18 protein-coding genes are annotated in these 19,319 nt (G+C 61.4%); 17 read left to right on the forward strand and 1 reads right to left on the reverse strand.

Going from position 1 to position 19,319, the window contains the following annotated elements; genetic code table 11:
• Positions 1-16: 16 nt before the first annotated feature.
• Entirely contained in the window at positions 17-1,093 is a 1,077-nt protein-coding gene (locus AC25BC_RS20200; protein WP_012759289.1) for an extracellular solute-binding protein, read from the reverse strand.
• Between the two features lie 261 nt (positions 1,094-1,354).
• Here AC25BC_RS20200 and speB point away from each other — a divergent pair, with 261 nt between their 5' ends.
• The 17 genes from speB (at position 1,355) to AC25BC_RS20285 (ending at position 19,286) form a co-directional block, all read left to right on the forward strand.
• Positions 1,355-2,416, forward strand: coding sequence for an agmatinase (speB, locus tag AC25BC_RS20205; protein ID WP_041935586.1), 1,062 nt, complete (start codon positions 1,355-1,357; stop codon positions 2,414-2,416).
• Between the two features lie 84 nt (positions 2,417-2,500).
• On the forward strand, positions 2,501-3,298 hold the full coding sequence (locus AC25BC_RS20210; protein WP_012759291.1) for a transporter substrate-binding domain-containing protein: 798 nt from the start codon (positions 2,501-2,503) through the stop codon (positions 3,296-3,298).
• A gap of 144 nt (positions 3,299-3,442) precedes the next feature.
• Entirely contained in the window at positions 3,443-4,111 is a 669-nt protein-coding gene (locus AC25BC_RS20215; RefSeq protein ID WP_012759292.1) for an amino acid ABC transporter permease, read from the forward strand.
• Complete coding sequence (locus AC25BC_RS20220; protein WP_128438303.1) at positions 4,108-4,755, forward strand: amino acid ABC transporter permease; 648 nt, start codon at positions 4,108-4,110, stop codon at positions 4,753-4,755. Before AC25BC_RS20215 ends, AC25BC_RS20220 begins: the two co-directional genes overlap by 4 nt.
• A gap of 157 nt (positions 4,756-4,912) precedes the next feature.
• Entirely contained in the window at positions 4,913-5,884 is a 972-nt protein-coding gene (gene lhpI / locus AC25BC_RS20225; protein ID WP_012759294.1) for a bifunctional Delta(1)-pyrroline-2-carboxylate/Delta(1)-piperideine-2-carboxylate reductase, read from the forward strand.
• A 111-nt stretch (positions 5,885-5,995) separates the two neighbouring features.
• Positions 5,996-7,846 carry a LysR family transcriptional regulator gene (locus AC25BC_RS20230; RefSeq protein ID WP_012759295.1) on the forward strand — a complete coding sequence of 617 codons (1,851 nt, stop codon included), beginning with the start codon at positions 5,996-5,998 and terminating at the stop codon, positions 7,844-7,846.
• Positions 7,847-8,003: 157 nt separating this feature from the next.
• Positions 8,004-9,446 (forward strand): UbiD family decarboxylase, encoded by a 1,443-nt coding sequence (locus AC25BC_RS20235; protein ID WP_012759296.1) that lies wholly within the window; start codon positions 8,004-8,006, stop codon positions 9,444-9,446.
• A complete protein-coding gene (locus AC25BC_RS20240) occupies positions 9,443-10,018 on the forward strand; it encodes a UbiX family flavin prenyltransferase (RefSeq protein ID WP_012759297.1) in 576 nt (191 codons plus the stop codon). The genes AC25BC_RS20235 and AC25BC_RS20240 overlap by 4 nt, the downstream gene beginning before the upstream one ends.
• 108 nt (positions 10,019-10,126) lie before the next feature.
• Positions 10,127-11,737, forward strand: a complete 1,611-nt coding sequence (locus tag AC25BC_RS20245; RefSeq protein WP_012759298.1) for an ABC transporter substrate-binding protein — start codon at positions 10,127-10,129, stop codon at positions 11,735-11,737.
• 145 nt (positions 11,738-11,882) lie between these two features.
• Positions 11,883-12,821, forward strand: a complete 939-nt coding sequence (locus AC25BC_RS20250) for an isocitrate lyase/PEP mutase family protein (protein ID WP_027689410.1) — start codon at positions 11,883-11,885, stop codon at positions 12,819-12,821.
• 67 nt (positions 12,822-12,888) lie between these two features.
• Positions 12,889-13,884, forward strand: coding sequence for an ABC transporter permease (locus AC25BC_RS20255; RefSeq protein ID WP_041935587.1), 996 nt, complete (start codon positions 12,889-12,891; stop codon positions 13,882-13,884).
• On the forward strand, positions 13,881-14,804 hold the full coding sequence (locus tag AC25BC_RS20260) for an ABC transporter permease (protein WP_012759301.1): 924 nt from the start codon (positions 13,881-13,883) through the stop codon (positions 14,802-14,804). Before AC25BC_RS20255 ends, AC25BC_RS20260 begins: the two co-directional genes overlap by 4 nt.
• Before the next feature lies 1 nt (position 14,805).
• Positions 14,806-15,837 carry an ABC transporter ATP-binding protein gene (locus tag AC25BC_RS20265; protein ID WP_012759302.1) on the forward strand — a complete coding sequence of 344 codons (1,032 nt, stop codon included), beginning with the start codon at positions 14,806-14,808 and terminating at the stop codon, positions 15,835-15,837.
• Positions 15,834-16,901: an ABC transporter ATP-binding protein gene (locus AC25BC_RS20270; protein WP_012759303.1), complete on the forward strand. Its 1,068-nt coding sequence runs from the start codon at positions 15,834-15,836 to the stop codon at positions 16,899-16,901. The genes AC25BC_RS20265 and AC25BC_RS20270 overlap by 4 nt, the downstream gene beginning before the upstream one ends.
• On the forward strand, positions 16,901-17,497 hold the full coding sequence (locus AC25BC_RS20275; protein WP_128438304.1) for a TIGR02444 family protein: 597 nt from the start codon (positions 16,901-16,903) through the stop codon (positions 17,495-17,497). The genes AC25BC_RS20270 and AC25BC_RS20275 overlap by 1 nt, the downstream gene beginning before the upstream one ends.
• Positions 17,494-17,676 carry a hypothetical protein gene (locus AC25BC_RS20280; RefSeq protein WP_012759305.1) on the forward strand — a complete coding sequence of 61 codons (183 nt, stop codon included), beginning with the start codon at positions 17,494-17,496 and terminating at the stop codon, positions 17,674-17,676. Before AC25BC_RS20275 ends, AC25BC_RS20280 begins: the two co-directional genes overlap by 4 nt.
• On the forward strand, positions 17,673-19,286 hold the full coding sequence (locus tag AC25BC_RS20285) for an HAL/PAL/TAL family ammonia-lyase (RefSeq protein WP_012759306.1): 1,614 nt from the start codon (positions 17,673-17,675) through the stop codon (positions 19,284-19,286). The genes AC25BC_RS20280 and AC25BC_RS20285 overlap by 4 nt, the downstream gene beginning before the upstream one ends.
• The last annotated feature ends 33 nt before the right edge of the window (positions 19,287-19,319 follow it).

Below are 19,319 nucleotides of genomic sequence, written 5' to 3' on the forward strand. Positions count from 1 at the left end.
CCTGCCGCGAGGTGTCTTAGAGCAACGGGGCGATATCCTGCTCCCAGCGCTTGGACCAGGCATCCTGCTGTTCGAGAACGACATTGTAGTCCGGCACATAGACGAAGCTCGAAAACTCGTCCGACGTGAAGGACAGATGCTTGAGATTGTCGGGTGTGACCGCCTTGCTGTTCAACGGCGCTTCGCCAGCCACCTTGGCGTAGAGCGAGTTCATGTCCGGGCTGATCGCGAAGTTGACGAAATCGAGCGTTGCCTTGGTGCTTGGCCTATTCTTCAGGACGCCGAAACCGCTCTGGTAGAGGAAGGCCTTGAAGTTGCTGTCCTTGGTGAAACGCGTAACCGGGAAGTTTTTGGCCACCGCCGCCCAGCCGGGCTCGGCGAAGAAGCCGACGGAGGTCTCGCCCGACGTCAGCGAATTGGTGAAATCGATATCGGTGACGGCAACGCGGCCGATATTGCCGGATTTCGCCAATTCCGTCATGAGCTTCCACCCGGGCTCCATATTCGTTTCACTGCCGCCGGCGTGAAGGGCGAGCGCGACGATCTGGAGCATCATGCTCTGTGTCGGGCCTGGCCAGCAGATCGCGCCCTTGAGATCGGGGCTCAGCAGATCATCGATGGTCTTCACGGTGATCGGAGCCGTGTCGGTTCGCGCACCGAAATACATGCCGCCAACTGCGCGCGGGACGGCTTTGATATTGCCCTTGCCGTCACGAATGATGATTTTCTCGGGAATATTCGCAAGGTTGGGAACATCTGCAGGATTGATGGTCTCGAGCCAATCCTCCTTCACCATGCTGTTGAACGAGCCTTCCCAGCCGGCGACATAGTCGTAGTCGACATTCGGCCAGACGGCCTTGATCTTCGGCAGGATGGCGCCCGCGCCGCCCTGGTGAAGAACCCAGTTGAATGTCGCCGCATTCTGGTCGGCGGCAATCTGCTTCATCGCTTCGACGACATCGCCGCCCCATTCGACGGCGGTGAGATTGCCGCTACCGGCTGCGGCGGATCTTGCAAACCCGGTCATCGTGCTGGCAATCCCCGCGGCGGCGGCGGATCCGAGGAAGCGGCGGCGTGTCATATCGTGCAACATGGTAGGTTCCCTTTGCTGTCGGCCCTCTGCCGGGCCGTTCGCATCGGAGACTGCTTGGAGGTTGCCAGCCGCGGTAGTGGGAAAATTCTCGCCGGGTTATAAAGTTTTCTGAACATCCCGATGAACGAGCTACCCGCATCGCTGAGCCTCGGCGGATCTGAGCTATCAAGAATCGTTATATCCCCTCTCGAATTTTCGCGGTTCCAAGAGAAGTGGGCGGCGCTGATGATGATGGCAGCATCAATACCGTGGGAGCCTGCCTTGACCATTGACCGGGATTTTCTGGAAGACTTGAGAAAGCGCTTCGGCAGCGCTGCAGGCGGGGAGATGGAAGATCCGCACTTCCGCGCCGTGGCGGCGAGCGTATTCAAGGACGGCGACAGCCGCAAATGGCCCTTCGCCGATCCTGCGACCTTTCTGGATGCCCGTTTCATCGAGAACGGCTTGCGGCCCGAGGTGCTTGAGGCGCTTGACGTGGCTCTGATCGGCGTGCCGATGGACCTCGGCGTCACCAATCGCGCCGGCGCGCGGCTGGGGCCGCGGGCCGTCCGGGCGATCGAGCGTATCGGTCCCTACGAGCATGTTCTGCGTGTCGCGCCGATGGGAGGGCTAAAGGTCGCCGATGTCGGCGACGTGCCGATGCGCAGCCGGTTCGGCCTCGCCGAGTGCCATGCCGACATCGAGGCCTGCTACCGGATGATCGCGGCAACCGGGGTTATCCCGCTGTCGGTCGGCGGCGACCATTCGATCTCCGGCGCCATCCTCAAGGGCCTGGCGGCCGGCCAGCCGGTCGGCATGATCCACATCGACGCTCATTGCGACACCGCTGGTCCCTATGAGGGCTCGAAGTTCCATCACGGCGCGCCCTTCCGCGAGGCGGTTCTGGCGGGCGTGCTCGATCCGAAGCGTACGATCCAGATCGGCATCCGCGGCGGCGGCGAATATCTCTGGGAGTTCTCCTTTGTCTCCGGCATGACCGTCATCCACGCCGAAGAGGTGGCGGAGATGGGCCTCAAGGCTGTGATCGCAAAGGCTCTAGAGGTTGTCGGCGCCGGTCCGACCTATCTCAGTTTCGACGTCGACAGCCTCGATCCGGCCTTCGCTCCGGGAACCGGCACGCCGGAAGTCGGCGGGCTTCAGCCGAGGGAGGCCCTGACCCTGCTGCGCGGCTTCAAAGGCATCAACCTCATCGGCGGCGACGTCGTGGAAATCGCGCCGCAATACGACAACACCACCAACACCGCGCAGATCGCCGCGCAGGTCCTGTTCGAACTCCTGTGCCTCGCGATGTTCAGTCCCGCGGTCAGGACAAAGCTGACCTGAGAACCAGCTCCACAATGGCAGCGTGCCTCGTGCCCGCTGCCATCCATCACCTGTCGCACAACACGTCTCAAAAAGGGGAACGACATGACTGCTCTTATGAAGTTGCGTTACACCGCCACCGCGGCAATTGCCGTTTTCGGCATCCTGGCAGGGGCCGCGCAGGCCGACGAACTTGCCGATATCAAGGCCGCAGGCGAAATCAACATCGGCATCTTCTCCGATTTCCCGCCCTTCTCTTCGGCAAGCGCCGATATGAGCATCAAGGGCTATGACGTCGACGTCGCCCAGAAGATCGCCGACGGGCTCGGCGTGAAACTCAATCTCGTCAGCGTTACCGGCCAGAACAGGATCGCCTACCTGAACGACGACCGCGTCGACCTGCTGATGAGCGTCGGCTATTCGAAGGAGCGTGCCGAGGTTATCGATTTTGCCGCCCCGTACGCCCCCTACTATATCGCCGTCATCGGTCCGGCTGCGCTGAAGGTGAGCGGCAAGGAAGACCTCGCCGACAAGACCGTTGCCGTCAATCGTGGGACGCTCGAAGACACGTCGCTGACGGCCGTCGCCCCCGGCTCGGCTGCGATCCAGCGTTTCGAGAACTATAATTCGGTCATCCAGGCCTTCATATCCGGCCAGACCCAGCTGATGGTCGTCGGCAACGATGTCGGTGCGCAGGTTCTGGCACGACAGGACGAACTGAAGCCGGAGCAGAAATTCCAGCTCCTCAGCTCCCCCTCACACATCGCGCTCCGCAAGGGCGAGGAAGGCCTGAAGAAAGTCGTCAATGACAGCGTCGCCGCAATGATCTCCGATGGTTCGCTCGACGCAAGCTCGAAGAGCTGGCTGAAAGCGCCGCTCAACCCTGAAAACCTGAAGGACTGACGAGGGCGGCCTCCCACTCACCAGAGCGTGATGCCGAAAACTGCAAGCGATTGCGGTGGCATCATGCTCCAATTCTTTGGTTGAGAGGCGGATCGGGATTTCGGGCCGACCCGGCCCGGATCATCCGGCTCCAAAGGACAAGCGATGAGATACAGCCTCGATTTCAATTGGCTTTGGGACGGAATGGGAGCTCTGGCTTATGGCGCATGCACGACGCTTGCACTGACGGTCTCCACATCGGTCCTCGGGATCGTTCTCAGCATTCTCGGCGCGGCTGCGCGCCGGGGACCTTATCCATGGTTGCGCAAGGTCGTCGGCCTGTATGTGGAAATCATGCGCAACACGCCATTTCTGGTGCAGCTGTTCTTCATCTTCTTTGGCTTGCCTAGCCTCGGCATTCGCCTCGATCCGATCACTGCCGCCGTCCTTGCCATGACCCTCAACATGGCCGCCTACACGATCGAGGTGGTCGGGGCCGGGCTCGATGCCATACCGAGAGGCCAGAAAGAGGCTGCGCAGGCACTCGGCCTCAGGCCTCGGCTGGTGTTCTTCAAGATCATCCTGCCGCAGGCGATCGCCATCATTTTTCCGGCGCTGACGAGCCAGATCATCATCATGATGCTGGAATCGGCGGTGGTTTCGCAAATATCCGTCCGCGAGCTGGCGCAGGAGGCCGATCTGCTTCAATCGCGCACCTTCCGCTCCTTCGAGACCTATCTGGTGGCGACGTTGATCTATCTTTCGATGTCCGCCGCACTTCGCCGGCTGCTTGTCGCCGGGAAACGCCGTTTTCTGGGAGCCGGTCTGACATGATTGAGTTCACCTTCTGGGACATTCTGCGCAATCTTGTCTTCGCGACACGCTGGACCCTCATGCTTTCGCTCGCAGCCTTTGCCGGCGGCGCCATCGTTGGCCTGGCCATCCTGTCTGCGCGGATATCGAAAACACGCTGGCCGCGCAGCTTCGCGTCCGGCTACATTGCCCTGTTTCAGGGAACGCCGCTCCTGATGCAGCTCTTTTTGATGTTTTTCGGCCTGCCGATGCTCGATTTCCGGATCGAGTCATGGACCGCCGCCGTCTGCGGCCTGACGTTCTACGCCAGCGCTTATCTTGCCGAAATCTGGCGGAGCGGCGTCGAGGCGGTGCCGCGCGGGCAATGGGACGCCGCAGCCAGCCTGGGCTTGCATCGTCTCCTCGAACTTCGCCTTATCATCCTGCCGCAGGCTTTCCGGATCACGCGCGCGCCGACCGTCGGGTTCTTGGTCCAGTTGATCAAGAGCACCGCACTGGCCTCGATCCTCGGCTTCGACGAACTGCTGAAAACCGCAAACGCCATCAACAACGCGACCTTCGAACCTTTCAAGGTCTACGGTCTCGTCGCAGTGATCTTCTTCGCCCTGTGCTATCCGCTGACGCAATACGCCAGATTTCTGGAGAAGAAGGCGGCGTTTGGCTGAGCGGTGCTCAATGCTCCGTATTCCGATCGCAACGAAGTGTCCAAAGGGCCGATGCCGGTTAAAAAGCTGGTGCGCCACGCAGCGGCGACGCGGCTCTCGTTCAATCACACAGAATTCGCTTTATCCAGCAGTCAGAATTTACCGGGAGATCGCTTCAATGACCGACACACAAATCCGTATTCTCGATGCCCGGACAACGGGCGAGCTTCTCCCTTTCGGCCCACTGGTCGCGACCCTGCGGCAAGCATTTGCCGAAGGCTGTGTCGTGCCGGTACGGCATCACCACACGATAGCCAATAGCGGTGAGCCGGATGCGACGCTGCTTCTGATGCCGGCCTGGCATGAAACGCACCGGCCGGAGCGCTACCTTGGCATCAAGATCGTCACCGTCTTTCCCGGCAACACGGTGCGCGGCATTCCCGGTTTGACCTCGACTTACATGCTCTATGATGGCCGGACCGGGATGCAGCTTGCGCTCCTTGACGGAAACACGATCACAGCGCGCCGTACGGTAGCGGCATCGGCCCTTGCCGCGGACTATCTTGCTCGAAAAGACGCCCGCCGCCTGCTGGTGATCGGCGCAGGCCGCGTCGCGAGCCTCATACCCGATGCCTACCGCGCCGTCCGGCCGATCGCGCATGTCGATATCTGGGATATCGATCCCGCCAGCGCCGAACGGCTGGCGCAGAGCCTCCGGCAACAAGGGCTCCAGGTCGCTGCCGTCACGGATCTGGAAGCAGCAGTGCGGCAAGCCGATATCGTCAGCGCAGCGACGCTGGCGACAGCACCGCTTATCCGCGGCGAATGGCTGCGGCCGGGCACCCATGTCGATCTGATCGGCGGCTTCACCCCGGCGATGCGCGAGGCCGATGACGAGGCGCTTCGGCGCTCCTCGGTCTATATCGATACGCACGAAGCCCTTCACGAAGCAGGCGATCTGGTTCAGCCGATCGGGGCCCGCGTCATTTCCGCAGATGCGGTGCGTGCGACACTCGACGAGCTGTGCCGCCGGGATGTTCCAGCGCGGACGTCCAACGATGAGATCACTCTCTACAAGGCAGTCGGAACGGCGTTGGCCGATCTTGCCGCCGCGACAATGGTGTATGAGGCAGTCTTGATCGCAGGCTGATGTCTTTGGGGCGAAGGGGAAGCAACGGGCCGGCGCTGATATTCGTGCGGTACAACGCTTTGTATGCCATAGTCGGGTAAGCCCCTTGTGCAAATCCGATACAGACCCGCAGTGATTACAAATCCGCCGCGCATCGAAATCCAGCAACTGGCCCATTTCGTGCTGGCCTGTCAGAGCCCGACGCTGGCAGAGACCGCGCGCGAGCTTGGGATTGCTCCTTCGGCGCTGACATCAAGTCTGCGTACTTTGGAAAATGAACTTCAACTCAAGCTCTTCATTCGGAAAAGCGGTCACCTCAGTCCTTTACCGGCAGCCTTCTGGCTGTTTCAGCAGGCAACGGCCATCCTTCATCGCGAAAGGTTCGTGCGTCGGATGCGGAACGGGGACACGGACCATCTTCGCATCAATATTCGCCTCGATCTCAGTTTCTCCATCGGCCGGTTTTCGAAGGCGATCGGACGTACCGTCGAAGATATGGAACGCGAGCGGCCCGACCTGCTGATCGACGTGATGTTTGCAGACGCACGAGGAAAATCCCTTGTTGAAGAGGGGGCCGCGGAAATCCCGGGCAACACGGGTTCGATGGAAATCGAAGTCGGCTATGTGACTGGCGTGCCATCCGCGAACCTGCCTACGATGACGCCCTTCTACGATGAGGTCTGGTTTTCCGTCGGAACGGCGGAGGCCGCGGTTGATCTTCGCTCCCCCAATCAGAAATTTGTCGTTTTGAAAATGCGTCAGGCGCTTCGCGATGCCGTCACCCGATATGCGGACGAGCATGGCATCCGCGACCGCATGATCCTGATGGATGAGGAGCCGGCAGACCTTCATCGGCTGCTCAACGAGTTTCCGCAAATGCGATTCCTGATGCCCCGCAGTATGGTCGCCGACCGGCTCGGACTTGCGCGCCTGCATCTGGAGCCCCTCGATCCGCCGTTGTCGAGCACCTTGGGCGTGCGCGCAAACAGGCCGGACCAGGAGGTCGTGTCCGCCCTGCTTTGTAACCTCAAGAAAAATCTGGAGGCAACGGAGGCCAATATCGTCTTCCGGCCGCAGTTGACGGCACGTCAATTGCACTACTTCAACCTTGCGCATCTCAGCGGAGGTATTTCGGCGGCGGCGCGCGCGGCGCATATCACGCAACCTTCCGTTTCGACGCAGATTCAGAAGATCGAGGCAGTTGTCGGGCAACCCCTGTTCGAACGGCGGCGCAACGGTGCCGAGAGCACGAAGGCCGGCAAGGCATTGCTTCCCTTCACCCTGGAGATCGAAGAGCGCATCGATAGCCTCCTTCGGGCCAGTCTGGATATTGCCGCCCACACACAGGCGACCATCTCGATCGGCATGCTGCCGAGTTCGGGGCATGATAGCGTCATGACGGACAAGGTGGCGCAGGCGCTGACGGCAACCCGCCTTGGCCATCCCGAATACCGGCTGAGAATCATAGAAGGTTCCAACGCTGCGCTTCACGACCAGGTACGTGCGGGAGAGCTCAATCTGGCTATTGTCGGTGCCGTCCAGACGCAGATGGCCCGGATCCATCTCGGGCCGAGCGAGCGTCTGTCGGTCGTTGCCAATCCGGCCTTGGACCTTGCCGGTCGAACGGAGATTCCACTCGCGGAAGTTTGCGGATTTCCGCTGGTTCTCGGAATCAAGCATCTCAGTATCCATCAGGCGTTCATGGCAGCCGCCAGCGCGCGGCATCTGTGTGTCGAGCCGGTCATGGACGTCGGTTCCCTGCCATTGGCCATCGCCATGGTCCGCCGTTTGCCGGTCTGTACGGTCCTGCCGGTGTCCTCGGTCCAGCAGGATATCGACAGCGGCCGCCTCACCGCGGCGCCGATTACGGAGGACGTCATCGCCGGAAACCTCTCGGTGATTTTCTCCGGCGAAAGGACGCTGTCCGAGGCCGAGCGGACGATGATCCAGTCACTCGCTGCCGTCTTCGGCCGACAGGCGTGATCTAAAAAACATATCGTATCGAATCGCGCTCATGCACCGAGCATTCTGATTTTCCTATCCTCCAATTCACGATTTTCGAGCTACCCAGCCTCCGGCCTGCGGCTGATACTTGCCGCCTCAAAACAGCCCTCGGAAATGACTTTTACAGGATTGCCGGATGAATGATCACCCTGATCCGCTTGAAAACCCGGCCATGACATCCGGGACGGCCGGCGCTGCAATGCCACGCAGCGAAAGCGATCAGTCGTGTCGGGGCATTCTTCAGGAGCTCGACCGTCGCGGTCAGCTGCTGGTGATTTCGGAGGAGGTCGACCCGATCCACGACGTATCGGCCATTCTTTCCATCGTCGATGAAAAGGCGGCGGTGCGGCTCGACTGCATCAAAGGTCACGACATGCCGATCTTCGGCAACATCCTGTCGGATCTCGATCGTGTCGCCCTGGCGCTTGACGTCGCGAAAAGCGATATCCAGGAAAAGCTGCTGTCCTCGATCGCCTCTCCGGTGCCGCCAGTCTTCGTGGACGATGCGCCGGTACAGCAACAGCTCTTCCAGGACGACATCCTGACCCGGCTTCCAGTCCCGACCTTCTTTTCCAAGGAGACCGGTCCTTACATTACCGCGGGTCTGATCGTGGCGCGCGACCCTGAAACGGGCTTGGGCAACGCGTCCTATGCCCGCATCAAGGTGCTTGGTCCGAACGAGGCGATGATCGGAATTGCACCGAACCATCATCTCGCCATCATGGCCCGCAAGGCGGGCGCCAAAGGCGAGCCGCTCCCCTTCGCCGTCGTCCTCGGCGCGCATCCAGCCATTCAGCTTGCCGCCTGCTTCTATCTGGGGCTTGGTGACGATGAAATGCACTGCGCCGGATCGCTGCTCGGCGAGCCGGTGCGGCTTGTCCGCTGCAAGTCGATCGATCTTGCCGTGCCTGCAGAGGCGGAGATCGTGCTCGAAGGTCATATTCATATCGACGAGCCGATCCTTGAAGGGTTGGTCTCAGAATATCACGGCATGTACGAGGATTACGGTTCCGGGGTGCGCGTCAGATTTGAATGCATGACTTGCCGCTCCGACGCGATGTTGCAGGTGATCGAGCCCGGTTACCACATGGAGCACCTCTATCTCGGCGCGGTGCCGATCGCCGCCAGCCTCAAGGCCGTCATCCGGCGGTCCGTTCTCAATGTCGGCGAGGTTGCCGTCACCGCATCAGGCAGCGGACGGAACAACGTGGTCGTGCAGATCGATGCGCCCCGCCCGGGACAGGCACGCCGCATCATGTCGATCTGCTGGGGTGCGGTCAGCATCGTCAAGAACATCACGATCGTCGACAGCGATGTCGACCCTTGGGATCTCGATGCCGTCGAATTGGCAAAGATGACGCGCATGCGCGCGGAGCGCGACATTCTCATCGTCACGGACCTTCCGGCAGACCGGTCCGAGCCTCAGGAAGACGGCGGCGTGATCGCCAAGGTCGGCTACGACGCCACGATGAAGCCGGGCGATCGAAGGGAAGGGTTCGACAAGGCGCTTCCGCCGCCGGATTCCTACGAACGGATGCGCAAGCTGCTGTTGCGCGTCAAGCCGGAGATGCTGATTTGAGGCGATTGATCATCGGCATATCAGGGGCTTCCGGTGCAATCTACGGACTGCGTGCGCTGGAGATGCTGCGGGACTTCGACGATGTCGAGACGCATCTCGTCATATCGCCCGCGGCGATCCGCACGGCACTGGCCGAAGGGACGGGAAAGACCGCAGACGAAATCCGTGGCCTCGCCGACCGGGTCTACAGCCACGGGGATATCGGCGCTTCGATTGCCTCCGGTTCCTTCCGGTGCGACGGCATGCTGGTTGCGCCATGCTCGATCAAGACGCTGAGCGGGATCGCGCATTGTTATGCGGACGATCTGATCGTGCGCGCCGCCGATGTCTGCCTGAAGGAACGCCGCCGGCTGGTGCTGATGGTGCGGGAAACGCCGTTGCATGCGGGCCATATCGCGCTGATGGACCAGGCAACACGCAACGGCGCCGTCATCATGCCGCCGGTGCCGAGCTTTTACACGCTGCCGAAATCAATCGCCGAAATGGTCGACCAGACCGTGGGGCGTGCGCTGGATCAATTCGGGCTTCATCATCCGACGGTCCGGCGCTGGACGGAGGATCATAACGACTGAGCCATGAAGAGCAGCGCTGAAAGCTGCCGGGCCATCATGTCAACCGCATGCAAAACAACGACGCACAATCACTCCCCCAGGGGAACTCAAAAAAAAGGAGATAGAGTGATGTTGTCAGACAATCGTTCCAGAAGGTTGCAGAGCCTGTTCATGCGCGGCGCCGCCGTGTTGCTGTTGTCGCTCATGGCGGCCGCACCCGTGATGCTCGCCGCGTCTCAAGCCGCCGCGCAGACGGAAAAACCCGTTAGCGGCGGCGCGATGACCATTATCAACGGTTCGGACATCAAGAGCTGGGATCCGGCGATCTCCGCCGGCACCTATCCCGGCGGGCCGATGGATGTGCTCGACGCCGTCTACGGCTTTATCGTCTACGTCAACGACAAGGGCGTCGTGACCGGCGGCATGGCCGAAAGCCTGACCAGCACAGACGCCGTGACCTGGACCTTGAAGCTTCGCAAGGACATGAAGTTCACAGACGGGACGCCCTATGATGCGGAAGCCGTCAAATACAATTGGGACCGCGCCGCCGATTCGGCCACGCTTTCACCGGCGCAGCCGTTCATATCCTCATGGAACAAGGCGATCACCGTCGTCGATCCGCAGACGCTGACGATCAAGCTGTCCTCCCCGAACGCCAATTTCGCAGCCCAGGTCGCCGAGCTGTGCCCCTTCATCGCCTCGCCGGCAGCATTGAAGGCCGCTAAGGAAAAGACCGACATCAAGCCGGTGGGCGCCGGCGCCTTTACGCTGACCGAATGGAACCAGGGCATATCGATGACCATGGCCCGCAATCCCGGTTATTGGGATCAGCCGCGCCCCTATCTGGAGACGATCAAGTTCGCGATCATTCCCGAAACCAACAGCCGCATCGCCACCGTCGTGCAGGGTGGTGCAACGATGATGGCCGGTTATCCCTATCAGTTCGGCTCGAACGCAACGGCGCCGGGGGTTGCGACCCGCGAGATCCCGATCCGCGGCATCAACCGCGCCTATCTCAACCAGGCCAAGGGTATCTTCACGGATGTTCGCGCCCGCGAGGCCTTCTATTCCGCCATCGACCGCGCGCGGCTGATGCAGGCCTTCACGCAGATGCCCGGATACAAGGCACCCAGCAATTACTTTGGAGAGAATTCGCCCTATTTCGACAGCGCTTCATCTCTTCCGGCCTATGATCCGAAGAAGGCGCAGGAACTGTTCGACGCTCTGAAGGCGGACGGCAAGCCGTTCTCGATCAAGATCGTCACCTATACCAACTCGGACCTGAAGCGTCTTGCCGCCTACATCCAGCAGGTGCTGACCGGCTATGAAGGCGCCTCGGCTGAGATCGTCGAGGTCGACCAGGCCTCGCTGATCCAGCGATGCAAGACGCAGCTCGACTTCGACATCTGCGTCGAAGGCGGGGTGCTGGTGTCGAACGGCGCCGAGCCGAACATTTCCAATCTGCTGAGTTCCGGCGGTGCTTTCAACTGGGGACAGTACAAGAGCGCCGAGATGGACGCTGCATTGAAGGAGGCCAGCTCCACCCTCGACCCTGCCGCTGTCAAAGCCGCCTATGTCAAGGTTCAGAAGCTCGTCGCAACCGAAATGCCGCTTTACATCTTCGGTGAACAGACGCGCTCGCTGCTGCTGCGCGACAATACCGGCGGCGTCGTTCCTTCGAACGGCGGCATCCTGCAAAAGCAGTTCCTCTACGTCTGCACGGATGTCTGCCAGAAATAGCGGGTTCCAGATCACGACGTGCAGGCTCGCCCGGAAGATCCGGGCGGGCAGCGAAGGGCCGGTCGATGGGCTGGACGACCGTACAAGCCAAAGACGTTAAGACGACAGAATGAGCCCTGCGATGCGGGGCGATCGGAAAAGGTGGATGACGATGATCGGCAATCGCGAGAAGGTGAAGTTTCGGGACCTGGTTTCCCGCAAGCAGGTGTTCACGCCCTGCGTCTGGGATTGCTACTCCGCCAAGGCGGCGGAAATGGCCGGCTTCGAGGCGATCCTGCTCAGCGGCGCATCACTGGGATTCAGCATGTCCGGCGTGCCGGATCTTGGCCTGCACAATCAGGAGGAATTGGTCTACGCGACCGACCGCATCGCCGACTATTCGCCTCTGCCACTGGTCATCGATGCCGATGACGGTTTCGGCGATGTCGTCCAGACCTTCCGCACCTGTTATCGTCTCGCCAAAGCCGGCGCCGGAGCGATCCTGATCGAGGATACGCCCAATGAACGCGGCTACGCGCGGTTCGGCCGCGCCATGGAGGCGGCGACGCTTGCCGGCAAGGTCGATGGAAACGTGCCGCACGAGGTCGTCTCGCAGGAGCTCTGGCTCGCCAAGATCAAGGCCTCGATCGAAGCCTGTCAAGGCACCGATTGCGTGGTTATCGCACGCACTGAATCCAAGCTCGAAAAGGGGCTGGACGACGCTATCGAACGCTGCGTGCGCGCCGCAGCACTCGGCGCTGAGATGACCTATGTGCACGGCCTGCGCACGTTGGAGGAATGCCGGAAGGTGGCCAAGGAATTGCCCGGCTGGAAGATGTTCGGCGATGTCGCGACCGTCAACGGCGTGCCCTTCGTGCGGCTCGAGGAAATCGAGGCGCTCGGCTTCAACCTGGTGACCATGCACTATCTCGAGAAGGGATCGATGTATGGCATGATGGATTACGGTCGGCATGTCTTCAAGGACCGCAGCACGCGTTACGCGGACGAGCACAGCATGGGCGGCATGACGCCTGCCGAGCAGAAGGCCTCGCTGGAGCGGGACAGCGGCTGGCTCGATGCCGAGGACAGATGGAAGGCGCTCTGATCCCGGAGGCTGGCCGCTCTGCCATCTCGTTTTGCGAAATCCGGATGCCGGTCCAGTCCGGCATTGGATGTTCCACCTGACAATCGGAGTCCGATCGTTGCGAATTGCCAATCTCTCCTATCTGAAAGCGGTCGGCGTCCGGCTTCTGGCCGGCATTCCGGTCTTCCTGCTGGTCACGTTCTCGGCGACGGCGCTGTCGAGCCTGATGCCGGGGTCGGCGGCGCAGCTGATCCTTGGAGAGAACGCGACGCAGGCGCAGATCGATGCGCTGAACAGCCGCTACGGCTACGATCTGCCGGTCTGGGAACGTTATCTCGGCTGGCTCGGACGGCTTCTTCAGGGAGATCTCGGGCAGACCATGTTCAGCCAGCAGTCCGTGGCAAAACTCCTGGTCGACCGGGCGGCAGTGACGTTCGAAATTGCGCTGCTTGCCATGTTCGTCTCGCTCCTGATCGGCGTGCCGCTTGCCATGTATACCGCCAGCCGGCCGGGCGGCATCGTCGATACGGTGCTGCGGGCGGTGTCCTCGGTCATGCTGTCGATCCCGACTTTCGTCATTGTGGTTCTGCTCGGCTTCGTCTTCGCAATCGTGCTGCGCTGGCTGCCGGCGACCGGCTGGGTTACCTTCAGTGACGATCCGATCGGCAATCTCTATTACGTCGCCTTGCCGGTGATGTGCCTCAGCGTGCATCAGGCAGCCTATTTCTACAGAGTGAGCCGCAGCGAGTTCGTCGCGGTCCTCCAGGAGGACTATGTCCTCGTTGCCAGGGCCAAGGGCCTGCCGACGCGCTATATCCTGATGCGCCACGTGCTGCGCCCGGCCTCTCCCCAGGTGCTGACGGTGATGGGTCTGTCGATGACCTATCTGCTCGGCGGTTCCTTCATCGTCGAGAGCTATTTCGCGGTGCCCGGCATCGGCTGGACCGTTCTCAATGCGGTGAGCAGCCACGACTTGCCCGTCATGCAGGCCATCTTGTCGCTGACGGTGGTGATCTTCGTCGTCATCTTCATCCTGGTCGATCTCGGTTACGCGCTTATCGATCCGCGGGTGGACGTGTCATGAGCCGCCTCCAGCCAACACAAACGGACCTCGTGCCCGGCGAAGCGGTCGCATTGGCGGAGACGTTGAATGCCGCGATGCCGAAGACCGCGCGTTTCCGCATGCCGAGCGGCCATCCGATGGAATGGTTCGCCTTCGTGTTCCTGACGGTCCTGATCATCTCCTCGGTTTTCGTGGAGTTCATTCCGGGTCTCGTTCGGGCAAGCTTCCCCTATGGCGATTTCTCGCAAGGCCCGGAATGGAGCCTGAACGGCCTGTTCGGAACCGATGCGCTCGGGCGCAGCATCCTGTCCCGGGTGCTCTACGGTGCGCGAACGACGCTCGCCATCGTCTCGGTCGCGACGCTGATCTCGCTGGTGATCGGCATGATCCTCGGGATGCTGGCCGGCTTCTATCGCGGCCCGGTCGAGCGGATCGTCGATCTCTATGCCAATTCCATGGCGTCGCTTCCGCCGATCCTCGTCATCCTGGCGCTGATATCGGTGACCGGAAATTCGGTTTTCACGATGATGCTGGCGCTTGGCCTGCTCGACATCGGAACGTATGCACGCATCGCCAAAGGCGGCGTGATTGCCCAGAACGACCGTGATTACGTGCTGGCGGCACGCGCCATGGGCGCATCGGACATGCGGCTTCTGCTGCGCGAGATCCTGCCCAATCTCGTTCCGGCGCTGACGGCCATCGTTCCGCCGCTGATGGCGGGGTTGATCATCACAGAGGGATCGCTGAGCTTTCTCGGTTACGGCATTCCGGCGCCGGCGCCGAGCTGGGGCGGGATGATCGCCAGCTCGACCGACCTGCTCAGCCGCTTTCCACTGCTGATCTTCGGACCAATCGTCGCCATCGTTCTAACAGTTTACTCGCTCAACACGGTCGGGGATTGTCTGGCCCGTCGCATGAACCATCGCGGCAGGGAACTCTGATATGAACGAGGCAGCGAACACCACCCCGGTCCTCGATTGTCACGAGCTCTCCTGTCATTTCAGGTCGCCGTTCGGGCCGATCCGCGTGCTGCATGACATCAGCTTCAGCATCCCGCCGCGCACGACGCTCGGCATCGTCGGAGAATCCGGCGCGGGCAAATCCATGCTGGTCAAGACGATCATGGGCATTGCGCCGGAGGGGATGAAAACAAGCGGCCGCATCCTTGTCGACGGGACCGATCTGTCGACGCTTAACGAGACGAAACGCCGCGCTTTTCTAGGCCGCAAGTTCGGGATGGTTTTCCAGAACCCGATGACATCCCTCAATCCGTTCGTGCGGGTGGGACGGCAGATCGAAGAGGCAAGCCGCTTCCATCTGCGGCTCGGAAAGGCGAAGGCGAAGGCACTCGCGATCGAGCTGCTGGCAAGCGTCGGCATTCCCGATGCCGCGGAATGTTACGGGCATTATCCGCATCAGTTTTCGGGCGGCATGAAGCAGAGGATCATGATCGCCACGGCACTTGCCTGCCAGCCGGATCTCTTGATCGCCGACGAGGCGACGACCGCGCTCGACGTGACGGTTCAGAAGGAAATTCTCGATCTGCTGCAGCTTATCCAGCAGCAGCGGCAGATGTCGATGATCCTGGTCACTCACAATCTGGGCATCGTCGCCGGACGCACCGACGACATCCTCGTGCTCTATGGCGGGCATGTCGTGGAATACGGCCCGACGGACACCGTCTTTTCCCATCCGCGCCATCGCTATACCGAGGCTCTGCTTTCGGCGATGCCGCGCATGGACCAGCCGGCTCACACGAAACTGCGCACGATCCCGGGCCGTCCGCCCGATCTCGCCAACCCCGCGCCGGGATGCCCGTTCGCACCGCGCTGTCCCGCCGCCGAGGCCCGCTGCCATGTCTCGATGCCGCCGATGACGACCAGTGCGGACGGCAAGCACCGCTTCGCCTGCTATGTGCCTGTTCAAACCGGCGATGCAGCCGACACCGCGGTCGAAAGGAGGGCATTGTCATGAATGACGAGGCTTCCGGCCAAGCCGTCGATACAGGTGCCGCAACGCATGCCTTCGCTGCTTTCCTGCGCGACGACGCGCTTTTGAAGGTACGCGATCTCTCAGTCAGATACCGGCGCGGCGGCAAGATCTTTGTTGCGGTCGACGGCGTCTCCTTCGACGTGGCTCCTGGGGAAACACTCGGTCTCGTCGGAGAGTCGGGCAGCGGCAAGACGACCATCGGCCGTGCCCTTCTGAAGCTTCTGCCGAAGGCGGACACGCGTGTCGACGGCCACGTCGAATATGACGGCCTGAATGTTGCCGATCTGTCTGCTTCCGATCTTCGCGCCATCCGCAGCAAGCTGCAGATGATCTTCCAGGATCCGATTTCTTCCTTCAATCCGCGCCGCAAGGTGCAGGATATCGTCGGAGAAGGCCTCGAGATCCAGGGCATCCACAAAGCGGAAAGACTGGAAAGGGTCGATCGTGCGCTCAACGATGTCGGCATGAGCCGGACGATGGTGGAGGGCCGCAGGCCGCATCAGTTTTCCGGCGGCCAGTGCCAGCGTATTGCGATCGCGCGGGCGCTTGCCGTTGGGCCGGAGCTGATCGTCTGCGACGAGCCGGTTGCATCTCTCGACGTCTCGGTGCAGGCGCATGTGATCAATCTTCTGCAGGATATCCGCCAGAAGCGAAACCTGGCGCTGATCTTCATTTCCCACGATCTCGCCGTCGTGCGCAATGTCAGCGACAGGGTCGCGGTCCTCTACATGGGCAGGATCGTCGAGATCGGAACCGGCGATGCCATCTATCAGCGTCCGGCGCATCCCTATACCCGCATGCTGCTGGAAGCAGTCCCGGTTCCCGATGCCAGCCGGAAGATCGTGCCGAGCACAACGCCGACGCAGGCCTTGTCGCGGAGCGCGCCGCCGTCCGGATGCCGGTTCCGCCTGCGTTGCCCACGCGCTCAGGCGGTTTGTGCGGAACAGGAACCGAAGCTTGCATCGATGCCCCACGGCCAATTCGCGGCCTGTCATTTCCCTCACGACGAACCGGCGCCCGGAATGAAGACGGCGGAACAAGCGTGATGGAAAAAGCCCCTGATGCATTGGCAGAAAAAACGCTGGCAAGCGGCAACGCGCGCTCAGGACAGGATAGCGGAGCTGCGAGGCGCGCTGCTTTCTGTGCCAATGTCTTCGATGTCATTGTCCGGCTCTACGGCGAGCCCGGCATCGCGTCCTGGTGCCTCGAAGCCCAGACACGTCATGCGGTGGACGTGCCGTCACTGCTGTTCTTCGCTCTCGCGGATAGTGACGGACACGGCGCGGATGACGGCGAGATGCAGCGGCTTCTGGAACGTGCCGGCGAATGGCGCTCGCATTTCGTCCTGCCGTTGCGACATCTTCGGCTAACCCTGCGTCAAGGCCGCAGGAACACGGCAGAGATTGAATTTTACGAGAAGATCAAGGCAGCCGAGCTGGAGGCGGAACGGTTGCAGGTCCGGCGTCTGGCCGACGACTTTCTCCCGCTCGAAGGGCCGGGCGGGCTGGCAGCCCGTTATCTCGAAACGATTTCCATGCCGGAACCCGAAGCAGCGGAATTGGTCGAGCGGCTTCGGGACGCCACCAAAGCCGTGTGCCACGGCTTCCCCATCATGCGCACTGAGGATCTGAAGACATCATGAGCGATTTCGACGCCGTCATGACAGGAACCATCGCCACCGAAGAAGGCGTCGCGGAAAACTACGTCGCCGTGACTGGCGGCATTACCGCTGCGATCGAGACAGGCTGCGCTCCCGGCGCGCGTGTTCGATTTCGGCACTTACTTTCTCACACCTATCGAGCTTCAAGGACATCGAGATGAACGCCATAATTCTAGACGGTGACAGCCTGACGATCAAAGATACCGTTCGCATCGCGCGCCAGGGCGCCAAGGTCGCGCTCGCCGATGCAGCCCGCGCCGAAATCATCAAGGTGAGAAACTATATCGAGGAAAACTGGCTGACCGAAAACGCGCCGCCGACCTACGGTTTCAATACCGGCGTCGGCAAGCTCAAGGATTATGCCATCAACCAGGCCGATAACGACCGCTTCCAGCGCAATATCGTGCTCTCTCATTGCTCCGGCATCGGAGAGCCGGCGTCGGAAGAAATCGTCCGCGCCATGATGGCCGTCCGCATCAACGCCTTCTGCCTCGGAGTTTCCGGCCTGCGGATCGAGGTGGTTGATCGTCTTGTTGAGATGTTGAACCGCGGCGTTCACCCTGTGGTGCCGATCCAGGGGTCGGTCGGCGCGTCTGGCGATCTGGCGCCGCTCGCGCACATGGTTTCGGTGCTGATCGGCTATGAGGAGGCGGAAGCCTATTACCAGGGCGAACGCATGCCGGCGCCGCAGGCGCTGGAAAAAGCCGGCATTTTCCCAATTGCTTTCGATCTCAAGGCGAAGGACTGCCTTGCCCTCATCAATGGCAACAGCCTCTGCGCGGCCATGGCGGTTCTCAACCTCCACGACGCCGAGATGCTGATGAAGACAGCCGATGCGGCCGGCGCGCTCAGTCTGGAGGCGATCCGCGGCGAGCAGGCGGCGTTCGATCCCCGCATTCATCTTGTGCGCAAGCAGCCCGGGCAGATCGCAACTGCGGAAAATATCCGTCGCATTATCGAAGGCAGCCGTCGCACGACCGAGGCGGCGCGTGCGGTGCGCCTCGAGGACGATATCCTGCATCCGAAACACACCGCTCGAATCCAGGATCAGTATTCCTTCCGTTGCCTGCCGCAGGTGCATGGAAGCTGCCGCGACCAGCTGGAGCACGCCAAGGAGCTGATCACGCGCGAGCTCAACGCCGCGACCGATAATCCGCTCGTCTTCTGGAACGAACTCGGCGCGCTGGAATTTCTGTCCGGCGGCAACTTTCATTGCGAACCCATCGCTTTTGCCATGGACTTGCTGACCATCGCTTTGGTGGAAATCGGCAATATTTCCGAGCGCCGCCTGTTCTCGCTCTGCGACACGACATTGAACTACGGCCTGCCGCCGAACCTTGCCGGCAAGCCGATCGGCCTGAATTACGGCTATGGCATCATCTCGACGGCTGCGGCGTCCGTCGCATCGGAAAACAAGACGCTGGCTTTCCCCGCCGTTGCCGATACCATCCCGACCAAGAGCAGCCAGGAAGACCATGTTTCGATGGCGACATGGGCATGCCGCAAGACGCGTCAGGTGGTCGACAACATGCCGAAGATCCTTGGTGTCGAATGCCTGCTTGCGGCCCGCGCCATCTTCCTGACCGAAGAGGCACTCGGCGGCTACAAGCTCGGGACCGGCAGCCAGGCGCTCTATGACGCGCTTCGCGACGCGATCCCGTTCCAGCAGGAGGACAGCTACATGCCCAAGCAGACCACACCGGCTCTCGAGATCGTGCGGTCCGGCGCATTTCTCGAGACCATCGAGAACAAGATCGGCGCCCTGAAATAGGCGGGCCGGCTGATTTGCGCTGCGGCCGCATCA

The organism is Rhizobium sp. WSM409 (genome assembly GCF_057653825.1).

Excerpts from the sequence above, each read along its gene's own strand:
- AC25BC_RS20200 (WP_012759289.1), bottom strand. The coding sequence starts at position 1,093 with ATGTTGCACGATATGACACGCCGCCGCTTCCTCGGATCCGCCGCCGCC.
- AC25BC_RS20210 (WP_012759291.1), top strand. The coding sequence starts at position 2,501 with ATGACTGCTCTTATGAAGTTGCGTTACACCGCCACCGCGGCAATTGCC.
- AC25BC_RS20215 (WP_012759292.1), top strand. The coding sequence starts at position 3,443 with ATGAGATACAGCCTCGATTTCAATTGGCTTTGGGACGGAATGGGAGCT.
- AC25BC_RS20220 (WP_128438303.1), top strand. The coding sequence starts at position 4,108 with ATGATTGAGTTCACCTTCTGGGACATTCTGCGCAATCTTGTCTTCGCG.
- lhpI (WP_012759294.1), top strand. The coding sequence starts at position 4,913 with ATGACCGACACACAAATCCGTATTCTCGATGCCCGGACAACGGGCGAG.
- AC25BC_RS20235 (WP_012759296.1), top strand. The coding sequence starts at position 8,004 with ATGAATGATCACCCTGATCCGCTTGAAAACCCGGCCATGACATCCGGG.
- AC25BC_RS20245 (WP_012759298.1), top strand. The coding sequence starts at position 10,127 with ATGTTGTCAGACAATCGTTCCAGAAGGTTGCAGAGCCTGTTCATGCGC.
- AC25BC_RS20250 (WP_027689410.1), top strand. The coding sequence starts at position 11,883 with ATGACGATGATCGGCAATCGCGAGAAGGTGAAGTTTCGGGACCTGGTT.
- AC25BC_RS20255 (WP_041935587.1), top strand. The coding sequence starts at position 12,889 with ATGTTCCACCTGACAATCGGAGTCCGATCGTTGCGAATTGCCAATCTC.
- AC25BC_RS20260 (WP_012759301.1), top strand. The coding sequence starts at position 13,881 with ATGAGCCGCCTCCAGCCAACACAAACGGACCTCGTGCCCGGCGAAGCG.
- AC25BC_RS20265 (WP_012759302.1), top strand. The coding sequence starts at position 14,806 with ATGAACGAGGCAGCGAACACCACCCCGGTCCTCGATTGTCACGAGCTC.
- AC25BC_RS20270 (WP_012759303.1), top strand. The coding sequence starts at position 15,834 with ATGAATGACGAGGCTTCCGGCCAAGCCGTCGATACAGGTGCCGCAACG.
- AC25BC_RS20275 (WP_128438304.1), top strand. The coding sequence starts at position 16,901 with ATGGAAAAAGCCCCTGATGCATTGGCAGAAAAAACGCTGGCAAGCGGC.
- AC25BC_RS20280 (WP_012759305.1), top strand. The coding sequence starts at position 17,494 with ATGAGCGATTTCGACGCCGTCATGACAGGAACCATCGCCACCGAAGAA.
- AC25BC_RS20285 (WP_012759306.1), top strand. The coding sequence starts at position 17,673 with ATGAACGCCATAATTCTAGACGGTGACAGCCTGACGATCAAAGATACC.